This is a genomic window from Chamaesiphon sp. (assembly GCF_041738855.1).
Lineage (GTDB): Bacteria > Cyanobacteriota > Cyanobacteriia > Cyanobacteriales > Chamaesiphonaceae > Chamaesiphon.
Genome location: NZ_JBGSPA010000139.1, coordinates 1 through 18,726 on the forward strand (window position 1 = coordinate 1; position 18,726 = coordinate 18,726).

16 protein-coding genes and 2 pseudogenes are annotated in these 18,726 nt (G+C 47.9%); all 18 read left to right on the forward strand.

The features are described from left to right. Window positions 1-341, forward strand: a pseudogene (locus ACEW9I_RS14160) (hypothetical protein); the annotation flags it as partial. A gap of 83 nt (window positions 342-424) precedes the next feature. Continuing rightward, the gene (locus ACEW9I_RS14165; RefSeq protein WP_373540981.1) at window positions 425-1,321 is read left to right on the forward strand and encodes a YihY/virulence factor BrkB family protein; all 897 of its coding nucleotides are present in this window, start codon (window positions 425-427) and stop codon (window positions 1,319-1,321) included. A 309-nt stretch (window positions 1,322-1,630) separates the two neighbouring features. After that, window positions 1,631-2,026 carry a hypothetical protein gene (locus ACEW9I_RS14170; protein ID WP_373540982.1) on the forward strand — a complete coding sequence of 132 codons (396 nt, stop codon included), beginning with the start codon at window positions 1,631-1,633 and terminating at the stop codon, window positions 2,024-2,026. Window positions 2,027-2,051: 25 nt separating this feature from the next. After that, a complete protein-coding gene (locus tag ACEW9I_RS14175; RefSeq protein ID WP_373540983.1) occupies window positions 2,052-2,861 on the forward strand; it encodes a glucose 1-dehydrogenase in 810 nt (269 codons plus the stop codon). A gap of 39 nt (window positions 2,862-2,900) precedes the next feature. After that, on the forward strand, window positions 2,901-3,473 hold the full coding sequence (locus ACEW9I_RS14180; RefSeq protein WP_373540984.1) for a pentapeptide repeat-containing protein: 573 nt from the start codon (window positions 2,901-2,903) through the stop codon (window positions 3,471-3,473). Between the two features lie 24 nt (window positions 3,474-3,497). Next, window positions 3,498-6,188 (forward strand): glucosidase, encoded by a 2,691-nt coding sequence (locus ACEW9I_RS14185; protein WP_373540985.1) that lies wholly within the window; start codon window positions 3,498-3,500, stop codon window positions 6,186-6,188. Window positions 6,189-6,247: 59 nt separating this feature from the next. After that, the gene (locus ACEW9I_RS14190) at window positions 6,248-6,691 is read left to right on the forward strand and encodes a universal stress protein (protein WP_373540986.1); all 444 of its coding nucleotides are present in this window, start codon (window positions 6,248-6,250) and stop codon (window positions 6,689-6,691) included. 210 nt (window positions 6,692-6,901) lie between these two features. Beyond that, window positions 6,902-7,753 (forward strand): universal stress protein, encoded by an 852-nt coding sequence (locus ACEW9I_RS14195; protein WP_373540987.1) that lies wholly within the window; start codon window positions 6,902-6,904, stop codon window positions 7,751-7,753. A gap of 237 nt (window positions 7,754-7,990) precedes the next feature. Beyond that, window positions 7,991-8,308 carry an HPF/RaiA family ribosome-associated protein gene (locus ACEW9I_RS14200; RefSeq protein ID WP_373540988.1) on the forward strand — a complete coding sequence of 106 codons (318 nt, stop codon included), beginning with the start codon at window positions 7,991-7,993 and terminating at the stop codon, window positions 8,306-8,308. A 42-nt stretch (window positions 8,309-8,350) separates the two neighbouring features. Beyond that, complete coding sequence (locus ACEW9I_RS14205; protein ID WP_373540989.1) at window positions 8,351-9,121, forward strand: PRC-barrel domain-containing protein; 771 nt, start codon at window positions 8,351-8,353, stop codon at window positions 9,119-9,121. 103 nt (window positions 9,122-9,224) lie between these two features. Continuing rightward, entirely contained in the window at window positions 9,225-10,166 is a 942-nt protein-coding gene (locus ACEW9I_RS14210) for a polyphosphate kinase 2 family protein (RefSeq protein ID WP_373540990.1), read from the forward strand. A 69-nt stretch (window positions 10,167-10,235) separates the two neighbouring features. Continuing rightward, a complete protein-coding gene (locus ACEW9I_RS14215; RefSeq protein ID WP_373540991.1) occupies window positions 10,236-11,318 on the forward strand; it encodes an S-layer homology domain-containing protein in 1,083 nt (360 codons plus the stop codon). Between the two features lie 108 nt (window positions 11,319-11,426). After that, window positions 11,427-11,555 (forward strand): DUF3611 family protein, encoded by a 129-nt coding sequence (locus tag ACEW9I_RS14220; protein WP_373540996.1) that lies wholly within the window; start codon window positions 11,427-11,429, stop codon window positions 11,553-11,555. A gap of 460 nt (window positions 11,556-12,015) precedes the next feature. After that, window positions 12,016-14,955: a beta-phosphoglucomutase gene (gene pgmB / locus ACEW9I_RS14225; protein ID WP_373540992.1), complete on the forward strand. Its 2,940-nt coding sequence runs from the start codon at window positions 12,016-12,018 to the stop codon at window positions 14,953-14,955. An 80-nt stretch (window positions 14,956-15,035) separates the two neighbouring features. Next, window positions 15,036-16,061: a mechanosensitive ion channel family protein gene (locus ACEW9I_RS14230; protein ID WP_373540993.1), complete on the forward strand. Its 1,026-nt coding sequence runs from the start codon at window positions 15,036-15,038 to the stop codon at window positions 16,059-16,061. Continuing rightward, window positions 16,058-17,407 carry a DUF2254 domain-containing protein gene (locus ACEW9I_RS14235; RefSeq protein WP_373540994.1) on the forward strand — a complete coding sequence of 450 codons (1,350 nt, stop codon included), beginning with the start codon at window positions 16,058-16,060 and terminating at the stop codon, window positions 17,405-17,407. Before ACEW9I_RS14230 ends, ACEW9I_RS14235 begins: the two co-directional genes overlap by 4 nt. A gap of 289 nt (window positions 17,408-17,696) precedes the next feature. Beyond that, window positions 17,697-18,161 carry a hypothetical protein gene (locus ACEW9I_RS14240; RefSeq protein ID WP_373540995.1) on the forward strand — a complete coding sequence of 155 codons (465 nt, stop codon included), beginning with the start codon at window positions 17,697-17,699 and terminating at the stop codon, window positions 18,159-18,161. Window positions 18,162-18,345: 184 nt separating this feature from the next. Then, window positions 18,346-18,726, forward strand: a pseudogene (locus ACEW9I_RS14245) (mechanosensitive ion channel family protein); the annotation flags it as partial.

Consider the following 18,726-nt stretch of genomic DNA (forward strand, 5'->3'; position numbering starts at 1 on the left):
AAATCGTCCAGCCCTATTTTGAACTAGCCAAAGAATCAACAGTCGAACGCTTTGAGGCACTACAAGGCACTGGCAAAACTGCCCACACGATCGAACAGGTTGTATCTGCTGCCTATTTTCAGCGCGTTGAAACCTTATTCGTAACCGTGGGCGAGCAAGTTTGGGGGAGTTTCGATCCAGAAACGAACGCGGTGCAGATTCACGATCGACCAGCAGCGGGTGACGAAGATTTGCTGAACCTGGCAGCCCTACACACGTTACTCAATGCGGGTACGATTTACGCTGTAGAGCCAGGACAGGTTCCCGACGACCGACAGATCGCCGCCATTTTTCGCTATTGATAATCTAAGTTCGCACTAAACATCTGGCGCGGTCATAACCAGCTTGGATTTTAACACTGTCAACTATCATTCGATCGCACATTATGGTTAGCAACAGCAAAGTTCGGCGATTGGTAGGAGCAACGCTAGTTGAGTGGCAGGCTTGCGATGTATCGCTGCTGGCATCGGCTCTGGCTTATTCAACTGTTTTCGCCCTCGCTCCTTTGATGATTTTAGTCATCATGATGCTGGGCGCGATCTTTGGTGAAGCGACGGCAAAAGCACAAATTGTTACCCAAATGACCGATTCGATCGGAGCAGAGGGAGCCGAATTGCTAGCAACTGCCATTACCAATCTGCGCGCCCAGACGGGTGAAAGCCCATTACAACTGGCGATGAATTTAGGCTTCTTCGTCGTTGGTGCATCTAGTATCTTTGCCCAAATTCAGCAGGCTCTCGATCGAATTTGGGAAGTCCAGCCAGCTCCAGGAAGACAGATCGCGCACTTTTTCCGCAAACGGCTATTGTCTTTTACGATGATTTTGGCGATCGTGTTTTTGCTGTTAGTTGCGGCGATTTCTAATAGTTTACTTGCGGTTATTGTCACTACGCTCGATCGGTGGTTGCCTGGATTAGGCAGCCTCTGGCTAATGCTGCGCTGGCTCATCTCCTTTAATTTAATTATTATGGTCTTTGCTGCGATGTATACGATCTTGCCAGATATAGAAATTCACTGGCGCAATACCTTAATAGGCGCGACGATCGCCGCGCTACTTTTCATAGCAGGACAAGCATTGTTTGGGGTATTTTTGAGCATGGCAAATATCGGCTCTGGTTATGGTGTGGCAGGCTCTTTTCTGATTGTAATTACCTGGATTTTTTACGTCGCACAAGTTCTGTTTTCAGGCGCAGTTTTTACAAAAGTTTATGCTCGACAGCGCGGAGTGCCGATCGTGCCGTCAGAGTTTGCCGTATCAACGTCCACCGCAAATCCACGTTGAAGGTTTTGTAATTTAGTCCGATTGCTTCTGTATTAGGAATAACAGCTATTACAGGCTTGTTACATAGCCCGATCTACATTAACAACATGGGACATTCTCAGAGCAAACTTGTAGGCTGTCACTATTGCGTCATATTTGTGTTTGATACTAAAGATAGTTGGCTAGAAATTTGAGCGATCGTGATGTTTAAATTCGATCGACCATCACGATCGGGATCTGCACAATCGATTATGCAAGCTTTATGTTAATTTATCTCAACATTATTTAAGTGAGGAGATTCAATACTTAGTTAGTCTAGATAGATGGAAAATGTCAATCTTACCATTTTCAGTTCCTGGGATGCGAGAATTTGAAACCGCCAATGGGATTGCTCAACTTAATGCTGAAAGATTGCAGATCGAAGTTGAAATTAAAGATAATTGGTTTGGGAAAACTCACACTCGCATTATCGAAATTCAAATTCCTTATGATGAAATATCGAGTGTTGTTTTAAAGTCAAATTGGTTTGTAAACCGTCTGGTCGTCCAAACGTGCCGCATTACAACTGTCAGACAGTTTCCAGAGCAGGAGAGCGGCAAGATTTTACTTAATATTGCTCGCGGAGATCGAGAGACTGCCAGAGTATTTGCCGCACAACTACAAGCAAATATCATTGAGTTAGAACTAAATCGATTAGATCGAGTAGAACCATTTGAGATTGAGTGAATTAAATAATTATCAAAAACTAACTATGAACGGATTAACTGGAAAAAATGTCCTAATTACTGGAGCGAGTTCGGGGATCGGGCAAGCGATCGCCATTCGACTCGCTCAAGAAGGTTGCAACATTGCTATCAATTACCGAAAAAATGCCGAAGAAGCCGCCGAAACCGAAGAACAGGCAATGCAGAAAGCTTGTGGGCAAGTCGAAGACTGTGGCGTAAAATCGCTAATCGTTCAGGGTGATGTATCTAAAGAAGATGAGGTTATCGAGCTAGTTAATACGGTAGTAGAGCAATTTGGCGGTCTGGATATTCTGATTAATAATGCCGGAATCCAAACCGAGTGTCCGTCGCACGAGATATCAGCAGATGAATTCGATCGAGTCTTAGATGTCAATCTTCGAGGTGCATTTCTGTGCGCGCGGGAAACAATCAAGCATCTATTATCCCGACAGCAAGCTGGCACTATTATCAATATTTCTAGCGTTCATGAAATTATTCCGCGCCCTACATATTTGAGTTATTCAATTAGCAAAGGTGGAATGGGAAACTTAACCAAAACGCTGGCACTAGAATATGCCGATCGACAGATTCGCGTCAATGCGATCGCGCCTGGTGCGACCGTAACCCCAATCAATCAAGACTGGATCGATAATCCAGATAAAAAAGCTGTTGTCGAAAGCCATATTCCGATGGGACGGGCTGGCACATCTGAAGAGATGGCGGCGGCTGTGGCATTTCTGGCTTCAGATGAAGCCGCATATATCACCGGACAAACATTGTATATCGATGGTGGACTCACCCTCTACGCTGATTTTCGCGAATCTTGGTCAGCCTAAAGCCTGAAAATTATCACCCCCTCACCCCAACTCTTCATCATGACTATCCAACCCTCTATTTCCAAAAAAATCAAATTCTGGAGCCTTTCACTGTTGCTGCTTCCAGCGATCGCCAGTTGCAATACCCAACAGCCCTCGACATCTATCCAACCAGAAAATCAACCTCCTCCAGTTGCCACAACTCCAAGCAATCCAGTTGTCATAACTCCCACCGATCCTGCCCCAATCGCTCAAGCTCCCAACCGATCCGCTGAAATAACTCGGTTGCAACAAACCAAACAATGTGCGGGCTGTAATTTGAGTGGAGCCAACTTGCAGAATGCCGATCTCGATGATGCAAATTTGCAAAACGCCAACCTTCAAGGAGCCAATCTATTCCGAGCGGATTTAGGTAAAGCAAACCTCCAAGGCGCGAATCTCCAAGGTGCCAATCTCACTAATGCCGATCTCGAAAAAGCCAACTTACAAGGGGCTGCACTTCAGAATGCCAATTTACAGCAATCCAAACTAGAGAAAGCCAGTCTGCAAGATGCAAATATCACTGGAGCCAATTTGCAGGGTGCGGATCTAAAAGATACCATCATGCCCGACGGCACAATTCGACGACGTTAAAATTCACGATCGAGAGGTATAGTTATGACCGCAGAAGAACAACGACTGACAGCAGACCGCGATCGCCAAGCCTATTGGCGCAGATGGGGGCCATACTTGAGCGAACGTCAGTGGGGCACCGTTCGGGAAGATTATAGTGCCGATGGTGCCGCTTGGGAGCATTTTCCCCACGAGCAGGCGCGATCGCGGGCGTATCGGTGGGGTGAAGATGGGATTGCTGGCATTTCAGACAATCATCAACGGTTGTGTTTTGCGATCGCATTGTGGAATGGCGAAGACCCGATTCTCAAAGAGCGGCTATTTGGGCTGACTGGCCCTGAAGGCAATCACGGCGAGGATGTCAAGGAGTACTACTTCTATCTCGACAACACGCCCAGCCACGCCTATATGAAGTATCTCTACAAGTATCCACACGCTGCTTTTCCCTACACCCAACTCGTGCAGGAGAACCAACGCCGGGGTTATCACGAGCCAGAGTTTGAGTTAGCAGATACTGGTGTGTTTGATGACGATCGCTATTTTGATATCTATATCGAGTATGCCAAAGCCACGGACGAAGACATGCTGATTCAGATTACCGCCATCAATCGCGGTACAGAACGGCAAACGCTTCATTTATTACCAACACTCTGGTTTCGGAATACTTGGTCGTGGGATCTCGATAGTCCCAAACCGCAGTTACAGCAAGGAGAGAGTACAGGATCGAGTATTGTCATCACAGCTAACCATCCCACTTTGGGCGATCGCTATCTCTATTGCCAGTCTACAGCACTATTATTTACCGAAAATGAGACTAATTCCGATCGATTATTCGGTACTCAAAACTCGTCACCTTATGTCAAAGATGGCATTAACGACTACATCGTACATGGGCGCACCGAAGCCGTAAATCCCCAACAGATCGGCACCAAAGCCGCTGCCGATTACGAACTGACTCTAGATGCCCACCAATCGCAAACAATCCAATTACGTCTGACAAATCGTGCCGATTTAACCGCACCCTTCGCCGAATTTGCAGATATATTTGCACTGCGTCAGCAAGAAGCGGATGAATTCTATCAGCGCATCACGCCCGATCGAATCTCAGACGATGCACGGCAGATTCAAAGACAGGCGTTTGCCGGACTGCTGTGGACGAAACAATACTATCATTACGTGGTTGAAGATTGGCTCCAGGGCGATCCGACCCAACCGCCGCCGCATCGTCACAATCCGCGCAATTCAAACTGGATTCATCTGTTTAACGATGACATCATTTCGATGCCCGATAAGTGGGAGTTTCCGTGGTTTGCAGCTTGGGATCTGGCGTTTCATTGCCTGCCGCTAGCAACGATCGATCCCGACTTTGCCAAACGCCAATTAGATCGGCTCACCCGCGAATGGTACATGCACCCAAATGGGCAGATTCCCGCCTACGAGTGGCATTTTAGCGATGTCAATCCGCCCGTTCATGCTTGGGCGACTTGGCGCGTCTACCAGATCGAGCAGGAAGTATATGGCCGCAGCGATCCACAATTTCTAGAGCGCGTGTTTCAGAAGTTATTGCTCAACTTTACCTGGTGGGTGAACCAGAAAGACCACAACGGCAACAACATTTTTCAAGGTGGGTTTTTAGGATTAGATAATATTGGCATCTTCGATCGCAGTGCAGCACTACCGACAGGCGGATATCTCGAACAATCCGACGCTACTAGTTGGATGGGGATGTATTGTCTGAATATGTTAGAGATTGCCCTAGAGCTAACTAAAACCAATCCCACTTATGAAGATATTGCCAGCAAGTTTTTCGAGCATTTTTTGTATATAGCCGATGCCATGAATCATGTCGGCGAGCAAAATGTGCCGTTGTGGGATGAAGAAGATCGATTTTTCTACGATGTGTTGCACTTACCTGACACTCGATATCACCATTTGAAAGTTCGATCGATGGTCGGACTAGTGCCATTATTTGCCACCGGAATTCTAGAATCGGCTACTCTAGACCGATTACCCGATTTCAAACGTCGCTTTGAGTGGTTTATCAACAATCGCCCCAACTTGCAGCGCAATCTGGCAGCTTTGTCAACACCAGGAGCGGAATCCAGACGATTGCTGGCGATCGTCAATCCGATCGAGCGACTCAAGCACGTCATCCACCGCTTGCTAGATGAAACCGAGTTCCTCAGCCCTTATGGAGTGCGATCGCTCTCAAAAATTCATGCCCAACAGCCCTACACGTTCGCTGAAGGGGGACAAACACATACCATTGCCTATGAACCTGCCGAATCGACCACAGGCATGTTTGGGGGCAATTCCAACTGGCGGGGGCCAATTTGGTTCCCGATGAATTTTCTGATAATTGAATCGCTCCAAAAGTTTCATACTTATCTCGGTGATGACTTCACAGTCGAATGTCCCACCGGATCGGGACAGTGGCTGACACTAGCAGAGGTAGCCACCGAACTATCGCGTCGTTTAATTAGCATTTTCGCACCCGACGAAAGAGTCGAGCGTCCAGTTCACGACCAAAATCCTTTATTCAAGCAGCCACAGTGGCAAAATTTATTGCTATTTTACGAATATTTTAATGGCGATAATGGTGCTGGGTTGGGAGCGAATCATCAAACGGGTTGGACGGGTTTAGTTGCCACTTTGATTCGCGATTCTAGCGAACGATCTCAAACATCTCAGCCCAAATATCCTCCCGATCCAATCGCCTCAACTGTCGATCGATAAAGCTCGATTTATAGTCCTGCCAATCTATCCAGAATCTTCTTTTTTTAGAGTGAATAGTTATGCTTGAACGGGTATTAATTTGTACGGATTTTAAGGATGGTTTGCAGCGGCTGGCGCATTATACCGACTCTTTAGCGGCTGACGGGATGAAGCAAATTGTGTTTCTCCATGTCGTTCCGCTCTTAGAAACGCACACTATTCCTAAGCGCGATAACGATCGCGTCGAACAAGCTCAAGCGCAACTGACTGAGGCAGTTGGATCGAGTCCGGCGGGAGCCGATGTCCACATAGAGGTGCGATCGGGGCAATCCGTCGAGACGATCCTTCAGGTTGCTAACAGCTATGGCTCTGAATCGATCTTCCTGGGTTCTCAGACGCATAACTCCCTGACCGAAATCCTCCGAGGCAGTAGTACGATCGCCGAATTATCTCGCCGCACGCCGATCCCACTGGTGATTCTCCACCCTCAATCGATCGCGGCATTCACTGCGGAGGAGCCTTAACTCCGTTGCCAGCTTTAACAATCTTCGATATTTAAACCAGGAAAATAAATAAATAAAAATCTAAGTTAGAACCGACAGAAAATAACTCGATTTTTGCTCCGAGCATCCGCAATTCAACCTACAAATCGTACAGATTATGTCGATCGATAAAGCTTGATTTAGAGTCCTGGCGATCTATACAAAATATTCTTTTTTTTGGAGTAAATAGTTATGTTTGAACGAGTTTTGATTTGCACGGATTTTAAAGATGGTTTGCAGCGGCTGGCACATTATACTGACGCTTTAGCGGCTGGCGGGATGAAGCAAATTGTGTTTCTCCACGTCGTTCCACTATTAGAAACGCGCACTGTTCCCAAGAGCGATAACGATCGCGTAGAACAAGCTCAAGCGCGACTGACTGCGGCAGTTGGGAAGAGTCCGGCTGGGGTCGAAATCCACATTGAGGTGCGATCGGGGCAATCCGTTGAGACGATTCTTCAGGTTGCTAGGAGCTATGGCTCTGAATCGATCGTCTTGGGTTCCCAAACGCACAGCTCGCTTGTCGATCTACTGCGGGGCAGTACGATGACCGAATTATCTCGCCGCACGACGATCCCGCTGCTGATTCTCCGTCCTCAGTTAATTGCGGCATTTACTGGCGAGGAGCTAAGGCTCCGTTGCCAGCATTTATTTCGCGCTGTACTGGTTCCTTATGACGGCAGTACAGCCGCCAATTTTTTGGTCGAGCAGATAAAGCAGTTGGCTCAAAAACAGACCGATCGATTTCTGGAGCGGTGCGTGCTGTCTTGGGTGACTGGCGACATCCCCACTCAGACAGAGCAAAACCTCCTGGCTGACATCAAAGTCGATCTGGAGGCAGCAAATTTACAAGTAACAACAGACTTACGCCGGGGAACGCCGCTAACCGAGATTTTAGAGGTAGCTCAAATGGAGGAAATTAGCACGATCGCCATTTCTACTGGCACGATCGGGAAATTTCAGGAGTGGATTATGGCTAGTTTTGCAGCAGAATTACTGCGGATGAGCTGGTCGCCAGTATTGTTTTTCCCTCCTTCCCGTTAGATTTAGCTGCGATCGTTCATCAATTTTAACAATCCTCGATCGACAAATAGAAGCACGATCTTCGGCATGATTTGATGCTATGAGAAGAAAATTAGAGTTTTAAAATTCATTATAAAACTGATAATAGCAGCGCATTTTATTTAAGCTTTATTACACAATTGAAGACACCTGTATCCATCTAAATGTAGACAGATAATCACAGCTTTTTTACTAAACTTAAATTAGGAGAATAAACACATGAAAATCCAAGTTGGAACCGACAGTAATATCGAAGGCAACACCGTGCTAGTTCAAGCAGTTGAAACTGTGGTACGTGACACTTTAGATCGCTTTAGCTCGCAAATCACGCGGGTGGAAGTTCATCTCAGCGATGAGAATAGCGGCGAGAAATTTGGCACTGACGATAAACGCTGCCTGCTCGAAGTTCGTCTTGCCAGCCACCAACCAATCGCCGTGACCGATCGAGCGGCGACCCCAGAGCAGGCTGTTAGTGGTGCTGCCGAGAAAATGAAAAATTTGCTAGAAACTACGCTCGGACGGTTGAGCGATCGATAAATAGCCGATCGCCAAACTCAAATAATTAAGGGAATTGTAATTATGTTCATCAAAGTTAAAACCCTCGAAGGTTTCAAATTGAATAGTCTCGACGGTGAAATCGGCAAGGTCAAAGAATTTTATTTCGACGATCGGCACTGGACGATTCGCTATCTAGTCGCCGACACCGGAGGCTGGCTGACGGGCAGACAAGTGCTGATTTCACCGTATGCGCTGGTGGCTGCGGATGATATAGACCAGTACATCACCGTCGATTTGACCAAACAGCAGATTGAGAATAGTCCATCCTTGAGCAGTGACAAACCCGTTTCGCAACAATTCGAGACGGATTATTACGGATATTATGGGTACCCAATGTATTGGAGTGGCTTATCCATGTGGGGAGCTTACCCTTATATTCAGCGCGATCGCGAACAATGGTACAAACCTACTCCAGTAGAGGAAAAGGGAGATCCCAACTTGCGAAGCACTCAGGAGGTGAGTGGCTATCACATTCAAGCTACAGACGGCGAGATCGGGCACGTCGAGGACTTTATTATCGATGACCAAACGTGGGCGATTCGGTATCTAATTATCGATACAGTCAATTGGTGGTCGGGAAAAAAAGTTCTAGTTTCACCACAATGGATCGAGCGGGTGAGCTGGGATGAGTCGAAAGTCTTCATCAATCTACCCTGCGAAATCATCAAACAATCGCCGGAATATATGCAGGAGACGCTGCTCATGCGGGAGTACGAAACTCTACTGCATCAACATTACAATCGCCAGGGTTACTGGTTTACTGAATCGGAAGATTTGGTGCAAATTCTGTAGAACGCTCGCAAGTACAAGCCACAGACGCGATCTGCCTAAGCGTTAAATAGATCGCGGCTGTGGCTTTACTAAATCGATTGCATATACACAAAAAACTTAAACCATGCCAACCAGTACCTCCAACAATAGCCACATCGATTCACCATCGCACCCATTTCCGATCGAGCAACTAGACGATTTAATTAGTCCTTTTCTCGTACCGCCAGGGCAGCGAATCAATCTTGCCAAAGATTACGATTCGGGTTTTAAAGCCAGTCATCTCAAAAAGTCGAAAGCCAAAGGTCAATTAAAAGCAGGTATTAAGACTCTAGCAAAATATCAATACCTGCTTTATGCCCAAAATACCCATTCCTTGCTAATTGTTTTTCAGGCGATGGATGCTGCGGGTAAAGATAGTACCATCAAGCACGTCATGTCGGGGATTAATCCCCAGGGATGCCAAGTCAATAGCTTCAAAGCTCCTTCAGCAACAGAGTTGGAGCATGACTATTTATGGCGATGTTCCAAAGCTCTACCAGAGCGAGGGCAAATTGGCATTTTTAATCGCTCTCATTACGAGGAAATCTTAATCACGCGCATCCATCCAGAAATTATGGAGCAGCGACAACTTCCGCCGCATTTAATCGACAAACAAATTTGGGAACGTCGCTTTGAAGAAATCAACAACTTTGAGAAGTATCTGGTAAATAACGGAACGATTATCTTAAAGTTCTTCCTGAATGTGTCTAAAGACGAGCAAAAAGAACGCTTTTTGGAACGGATCGATCGACCGGAGAAGAACTGGAAGTTCTCTATTAATGATGCAAAAGAGCGCGCTCGCTGGGATGACTATATGACTGTCTATGAGGACATGTTTAATCATACCAGTACTGAATGGGCACCTTGGTATATTATTCCAGCCGATCGCAAATGGTTCACTAGGCTTGTCGTAGCTGGGATTATTTATACCAAGTTGGAAGAACTAAATCTCCATTACCCAAAGATTAGCAAGGAACAACATCGAGAACTCTTGAAAGCAAAAGCAATGCTTGAAAGTAATGAATAAAGACTAATTTAATTGTTAAAAATATCATTTTAGTCGATCGATCTAATTAGTAAACTTAGAAGTAAGAAAATGAGTAAGATAAAAGCTACGATCCTACGTTCGCAATTGAGTTCCATTGTGGGTGTAACAATGTTAGTAGTTGGTTTGATGGCTGGCGCGATCGCGCCTTATTTGGCTACAGCTCAAACTCCAGCTCCAGCTCCAGCAGTGCCGAATACTACAGCAAATACCAGCTTTCCCGATACGCAAAATTATTGGGCGCAGCCGTTCATTCACGCTTTAGCACAACGCAATGTTGTCACGGGTTATCCCGATAATACCTTTCGCCCCGCAAAAACTGTCAGTCGCGATGAGTTTGCAGCAATTCTACGGCAAGCATTCGATAAAGCTCCAGTGCGGCAGATTGCTAGCGGCAGCACGTATACAGACGTTCCTGATGGCTACTGGGCATCAGCGGCAATTAAAGAGGCATACGAAATGGGGTTCATGGACGGCTATCCAGGTCAAGAGTTTCGCCCCAAACAACCCGTCACCAAGGTTCAAGTATTAACTGCGCTAGCCCGAAAACTCAACTTGCCTTCAACTACTGTCGCTACTACTACGCCAGCAACCCAACAGCCTGCAACTACGCCTACTACTACGCCAGCAGCCCAACAGCCTGCAACTACAGATACTACTACGTCCGTAGCCCAACAGCCTGCAAACACGAGCGCAAAAAAAACAATGATGTTTCCTCTCGGCCTGATGGCACTAATGCAGCCATTGATGACAACGCCAGCAAGAGCGATTGCCGCTGTCAATTCAGCACCGACTAGCAGTACTCAACCCGCTCCTAATGCCGCTGTCACTCCGCCAACTCCAACTCCAACTCCAACTGCTAGCAGCACCCCACCACCTGCGCCGAATGGCAAAATCGCCATCAGTGAGTACTATCGGGATGCCGCGCAGATTCCGCAGAATGCGGTCGATGCGGTTGCCAAGACAACTGCTGCCGGAATTGTGGTGAATTATCCCGATCTACGAGTATTAAACCCGAATCAAGCGGCAACTCGCGGCGAAGTTAGTGCCTTAATTCATCAAGCCTTGGTGTATCAAGGAAAGGTTACGCCGCTGCCTACCAATCCCGCTACCAACTATATTGTCGGTCGTTAACTGAGTGTAATTACAGGAGCGATCGGCATATTGCTGATGATTTTGGGGATGGGTGCCACCATTGCCGTGCTACTCGCCAAGTCGGTGTCTTAACCCAAAGGAGTCGCCATTTACGACCCTATTCGATCGGTGGATGTATTTGTAGCCGCCGCAAATACGACAGGCATAACAGCTCATTTTGTCGGAGTGGTGGCTTCATTAAGCGTATTTAACTGGCTACATCGTCCAACTGATTAGATTACCTGGATAAAGTCATGCCCATGCAAACAAGATCCATTACAACTCAAGCATCTGAGGCACCAGTTTCAAGCCAGACCGGAATTATATTTAGTAATATCGATTTCGCGACGATTATCAATTTTCTTGTCTTCTCAACAATCGCTGCCATCGCTTATATCTACATTTCGGCGCGTCAACAGTCTGCATCGAGCTTTAACCCGCCAGATAATGTGCCGTGTTATCGCTGTCGGTATTTCAACAATAATCCCTATCTCAAATGCGCTCTCCATCCAACAAACGTTCTCACGGAGGAATCGATCGATTGTGTAAATTATCACCCAAAAGAGCAGAGTACTATTGAAAAACTTTTTTCTAGACAACACAACCCAAAGTAAGTGGTCAGTCAATATCCAAGGCATGGCAATAGAGATCGACTTTGCAACAGAAATTATCACTACCAAAATGAGCGTTACTTATTATGACTACAAAGCACGATCGCGGTTTAACTTACACAGACTGGACGCTGACCGAATCTCAATTAGATCCAGAGCAGTTGCGTGCTAGAGAAACCGTTTTTACGATCGGCAATGGGTATTTAGGGACGCGGGGCAGCTTTGAGGAAGGCTATCCAAAGGCGTTGCCAGCGACTCTAGTGCATGGGGTGTTTGACGATGCGCCCGTGATTTATACCGAACTGGCAAATTGTCCCGATTGGCTGTCTCTGATAATAATCGTCAACGGTGAACCCTTTCATCTCGACTCCGCAGAGCGGACGCTACGCGATCGCGGCGAGATTATTCACTACGAACGGCAGCTCGATTTACGTCACGGCATTCTGAGTCGATCGATCCGGTGGCGCAGTCCCACGGGGAAAATACTAGAGTTACAGTTTGAACGCTTTGCCAGCCTTGCCGATCCACACGTACTAGGGCTGCGCTGCCAGATTACACCGATTGATTTTGATGCCGAAATCGAAGTCCAATCTAGCCTCAATGGCTACCCCGAAAATCATGGCTTCAATCACTGGGAGCAAATCCATCAGGGCACGATCGAGCCAGAGATTGAGGCGGGAATTTGGCTCCAGGTGCGGACTCGCAGTTCCCGTATCGAACTGGGCATGGCGACCAAACTCGCTGTCGTTGGCACCGCTGCCTCCTGGCAGGTAACGAGTTCTCCTGGTCATCCCACCTTAACGGCAACTTTCAGCGCGGCAGCGGGGCAGACCATTACCGTAGAAAAGCTCGTGACGGTGTTTACGTCTCAAGAGGCGGAATTGCCCGTACAAGCGGCTCAAGCTAAATTGGCTGAGTTGCCTTCCTATGCCGTTCTGCTTGCCGCACACCAGCAGGCGTGGAACACCGTTTGGCAGCACAGCGACATCGAGATTGAGGGGGATCTCACCGCGCAGTTGGCAGTGCGCTATAACCTGTTCCAACTCTTCATCGCTGCCTCCCCGCACAACGATCGGGTCAGCGTTCCCGCCAAAACACTGTCGGGCTTCGGCTATCGGGGTCACGCCTTCTGGGATACCGAAATTTTTATCCTGCCTTTTTTCACCTTGACGCAACCCGCGATCGCTCGCAACTTGTTGAGCTATCGCTATCACACCCTAGCTGGCGCACGACGCAAAGCCGCGCATAGTGGGTATGAGGGAGCCATGTTTGCCTGGGAAAGTGCTGCCACAGGCGACGAGGTGACACCCAAATCGTCAATCCCGACCGATCCCTATGCCGAAGCGGTGCGGATGTGGGTACGCGATCGCGAAATCCACCTAAGTGCCGACATTGCCTATGCGATCTGGCAATACTGGCAGGCAACAGGTGACGACATCTGGCTGCGCGACTACGGAGCCGAAATTATTCTGGACACTGCCCGCTTCTGGCTGAGTCGCTTGGAGTGGCACGAGCAGCAGCAACGGTACGAACTGTGCGGGGTAATCGGTGCGGATGAATACCACGAGCAGGTACATAACAATGCGTTTACCAATCGCATGGTGCAGTGGCATCTCGAACAGGCAGTTGCCGTCTATGAGTGGTTGCAGCGCAAGTTTCCCCAGCAGGCTGCGGCACTGGCACAACGGCTGCCACTCACCGCCGATCGCCTGCGGCATTGGCAAGCGGCGATCGCTCAAATATACATCCCTTACGATGCCAAAACAGAGCTAATCGAACAGTTCGAGGGATTTTTCCAGCTTCAAGATATCGATTTAACCGAGTACGAACCCCGCGATCGCTCCATGCAAGCGGTACTTGGTATTGATGAAACAAACCAGCGACAGGTGCTCAAGCAACCTGACGTGCTGATGCTCCTCTACCTGATGCGAGGGATGCAAGCATTCCCCTACAGCCTTGAGGTGCTGCAAACGAATTGGGACTACTACGCTCCCCGCACAGACATCACCTACGGCTCATCCCTGACTCCAGCGATTCACGCGCTCCTCTCTGCCGACTTGGGTGCAACAACAGTTGCTTACAAACAGTTTATGCAGGCAGCAATGGTGGATCTCGACAATAATCGTGGCAACACCGCTGATGGCATTCATGCGGCTTCAGCAGGCGGTGTCTGGCAAGCCGTGGTGTTCGGTTTCGGTGGTATTCAACTTCAAAAAAGTGCGCCTGTTGCCACCCCGCAGCTTCCGCCTACCTGGACGCGCCTCAAATTCAAATTGTGCTGGCGTGGTACCTGGCACAGCTTTGATTTATCGCCCTCTAAGGCTCACGCACCGGACTCTCAAACCCCTAATGCTCACGTACCGGACATTCAGGGCTTCATCTTCGACCTGGATGGCGTGTTGACGGACACTGCTGAATGCCACTACCAGGCTTGGCAGCGACTAGCGGATGAAGAAGGACTGCCCTTCGATCGACAGGCAAATGAAGCACTGCGGGGCGTGTCTCGGCGCGAATCGCTGCTAGCGATCGTCGGCGATCGTTATTATTCAGAGCTAGAACGAGAGGAAATGATGGAGCGCAAGAATCGCTACTATGTGGCATCCGTTCAAGCCATTACTCCTCAAGATATTTTGCCAGGAGCACTAGAGCTACTCGACGAACTCCGGCAATCGGGCTTAAAAATTGCGATTGGCTCTGCCAGCAAAAATGCGCGCACGGTGATTGAGAAATTAGGGCTTGCCGATCGTGTGGATGCAATCGCCGATGGTAACAGCGTCGAACATCCCAAGCCAGCCCCCGATCTCTTTCTCTATGCCGCTGCTCAGTTGGGACTCGACCCCGCCCATTGTGTGGTCGTTGAAGATGCGGCGGTTGGCATTGAAGCGGCGATCGCTGCTGGAATGTGGGCAGTTGGGCTAGGTTCGGTCGATCGCTTTGGTGGCTCTGCACACATCGTTTTACCCAACTCGATCGGCGTTCGCCTGAGCGATCTACAAACTCAATTAGGTAAAGCAGTACTTACTTGATATCGATACATAACTTCTGGTAGATGTTTGGTCGATCGCTTTGGGATAAATTCACTGTAAATATATTGGTAATTTATGTTGTGAGTACAGAAATATCTACTGTTTGGAATAAAATCCAAGGCATGGCAAATGACTTCATCATTTTATTGCCAAATATCGTATTGGCACTGATTGTCTTTGCCATTTTCTTTTTTACGGCCCGAACCCTCAAACAATTAGTCAGACGATTGACGCAAGATCGCCGCCAAGCTCACAATTTGGGCTTAGTACTGGGGCGATTGGCGCAAGGGACAATGATTTTAGTCGGATTATTCATTGCCCTGTCGATTGTCATTCCGTCGCTCAGAGCCAGCGATTTGGTGCAGCTATTGGGAATTAGTGGAGTAGCAATCGGGTTTGCATTTCGAGATATTCTCCAAAACTTTTTAGCAGGTATTTTAATCCTTCTAACCGAACCATTTCAAATTGACGACCAAATTGTCTTTAAGAATTTTGAGGGTACCGTCGAACAAATTCAAACCCGCGCGACCACAATTCGCACCTATGATGGTCGGCGGATTGTGATTCCTAATTCAGAATTATTTACCAACTCAGTAATTGTTAATACCGCCTTTGAACATCGCCGTTTGGAGTATGACATCGGGATTGGCTACGGCGATGATATCGATACCGCCAGACGACTCATTTTGGAGGCAATGAATGAAATAGATGGAGTGCTAGACAGCCCTGCGGCTGATGCGCTTGTCGTCGAACTAGCAGGTAGCTCGGTGAATATTCGCGCTCGGTGGTGGGTGGAGCCACCGCGTCGGGCTGATGTGCTCGATCTGCAAGATCGGGTATTGACGAATATCAAAAACAAGCTGATCGGGAATGGGATCGATCTGCCCTTCCCCACCCAGCAGATTTTATTCCACGATCAGACCGAAGCTACCGATGGAGATCGCCACCAGCAGCGCGAAGGCTGGCCTGCTGGCAACGGCGAAGTGCCGAAGCCGCGCAGTATTACTAACATGCTCAAACAGTTGGCGCAAGACCCGGATCGACCCCAGGTTACGCCAGCGGCTAACAGCCATTCGCCCAGTCCCATTACTCAAACCGATCGATGAAATCCGCTAAGTTAGGCAAACTCTGGGACTCGTTACATTCTAGCTTCTGGTTTGTGCCAACTGTGATGCTGGTGCTGGCACTTGGGCTGTCATTTATTACCATCGGCATCGACCAGAGAAAAGAAACCAACAATATCGAACAACTAGGCTGGGCTTATTCCCTCGGCCCTAGCGGTTCGCGGGCTATTTTATCAGCGATCGCGGGATCGATGATGAGTGTGGCGACCACGGCTTTTTCGATTACGATCGTCGCACTTCAGTTGGCATCTTCCCAGTTTGGGCCGCGCTTACTGCGTAACTTCATGCGAGACACAGGCAACCAATTCGTCCTGGGCACCTTCATTGCCACATTTGGGTATTGTTTGATGGTGCTACGCACGGTTAATGGGGTTGAAGAAAATGAGTTCGTCCCGCACCTAGCCGTAACTGTCGGGATTGGTTTGGCGATCGCCAGTATTGGCGTATTGATTTATTTTATTCATCACTCCGCCGCATCGATTCAAGTCGATCGAGTCATCAAAAAAGTCGGTGACGATCTCGATAAGACGATCGATCGACTTTTTCCCGAACAGATCGGACGCAGTGCCTCACCGCAGACAGAAGCAGAGAGTCTAGACAATATTCCTGCTGATTTCGATCGGCTTTCCCGTGGCATCACAGCCAAAAAAAGTGGCTATATTCAAGCGATCGATGACGACGAACTGATGCAAATTGCGACCGAACATAATCTGCTGCTGCGAGTCGAGCAACGTCCCGGTCGCTTTGTCGTCAAGGGTAGCCAACTGATGTGCGTCTTTCCAGCAGAAAAGAGCGATCGAAAGCTGGCAGCCAAGATCGCCGATACAGTCGTGCTGGGTATCGGGCGTACCGAGCAGCAAGATCTGGAGTTTTCGCTCGACCAACTAGTCGAAATTGCCGCACGCGCCTTGTCTCCAGGAATTAACGATCCGTTTACGGCGATCCGCTGCATCGACCAGTTGAATGCGGCTCTGTGTCATTTAGCACAACGAGAAATTCCCTCACCCTATCGCTACGACGATCGCGCTCGGCTGCGGGTGATCGTTGCCGACCCGCTGGAGTTTGCCGATGCGATCGATACTGCCTTCAACCAGATTCGGCAGTACGGTCAGTCCAGTGTTGCCATCACCATGCGGTTATTAGAGGCGATCGCCACGATCGCACCGTTTACACATCGGGAACTAGATCGCACCGCATTACAGCGTCATGCAGACGCGGTAGAACGTGGCAGCCATGCCGGAGTTAAGGAAGAAATAGATCTCCAAGATGTGCAGGAGCGGTATCTAATCGCTGTCAAGACGATCGAACAATCCTCATCTCTTAATTGAGCATGATTAAAGGCATTACCGATTTGAGGGATGGTGTGCTGCTTTTATCAGCTTGCCAGCTTATTAATCAGTTATTAAGCTCTGCAATAAACTACCATATTTAATCTTATTATAACTGAATTTAACTAGCTATAAATCTATCAGCAGGAGGATAAATTAACTGAATCAAATATATAAAATAGGGGTATATAAATCCAATATACTGCAATCGCTCATAAGGCGGAATGACTAACTAAATCGATCGAGCAAAATTAACAAATATCCTCTATTTTAAAATGGAGAATTTACAATGAAAAATAATATTATCTTAGCTACTTGTCTATCTGCAATCGCCACTCTGGGAGTAATTACGCCAGCTAAAGGACAATTGCTTGGGCAGAGTTCAATTGGGCCATCGGTTCTGTTTGGTAATGGACAAACCGCAATCGGGATTGATTCTAAATTTGGGATTAGCGATAATCTATCGTTACGTCCGTTTATCTACTTTGCCAGTAGCGGTACGGACTTTGGTACCGCGCTTACTTATGATTTTCCACTCAGAAATGCTGAAAATAACATTGTAATTACCCCTTTTGTAGGTGCTTCGATCGATGTCGCTACGGGAAGTAATAGTATCACTACGGGTGGTTTAGTGGCTGGTGCCGATCTCGATCTCAGCGACAGCCTGCGATTAAAAGCGTCATTGATTGTACCGTTAAGTACCGATCGGGGACAAACTACTGGTGTGACTGTCGGTGCTGGTTTTCGGTTCTAAATCTTGATTAATTTTAGTTGGTTATCCATAGCCAACTATCTTGATGAAAAGTGAAAGTTTTTTTAACGACGGGATGGCAATTGTTACCTTTGGATTTGTAGTAGTGTTTTCTCAGGGCACCGCGAGTTTTGCGATCGCGCAGCCCTAAACCCCAATCGTTAAATCCCACAACCGATCGTGCCCTATGGTTCAGCTCAAAATTTTCACTAGCCAACAATTGAGTACCAATCGAGATCGATCGATCTTGATGACAATTATCTGGATGGGATTGCTCTTGGTGATGCCGATCGTCGGTGTAGCCCAAGACACCCCGCCAGTCGCCGTACCGTTACCCTCGCCGCAGATATCTACGCCGACGGATGGCGTATTTTTTGCAGACATTATGGTGAGGGGGCAGGTGATTGTACAAGTTGGCAGTCTTGCAAATCTCAGTGCGAGCGATCGCGCTAATATTATCAATCGCCGGATTGCAAGTTTTCTAGCTCAATCGCAGTCGAATGGCGCGATTACCGTCCAAACTGACCCGCAGCGCGGGATTGCTACCCTCCAACGGAATAATCGGATT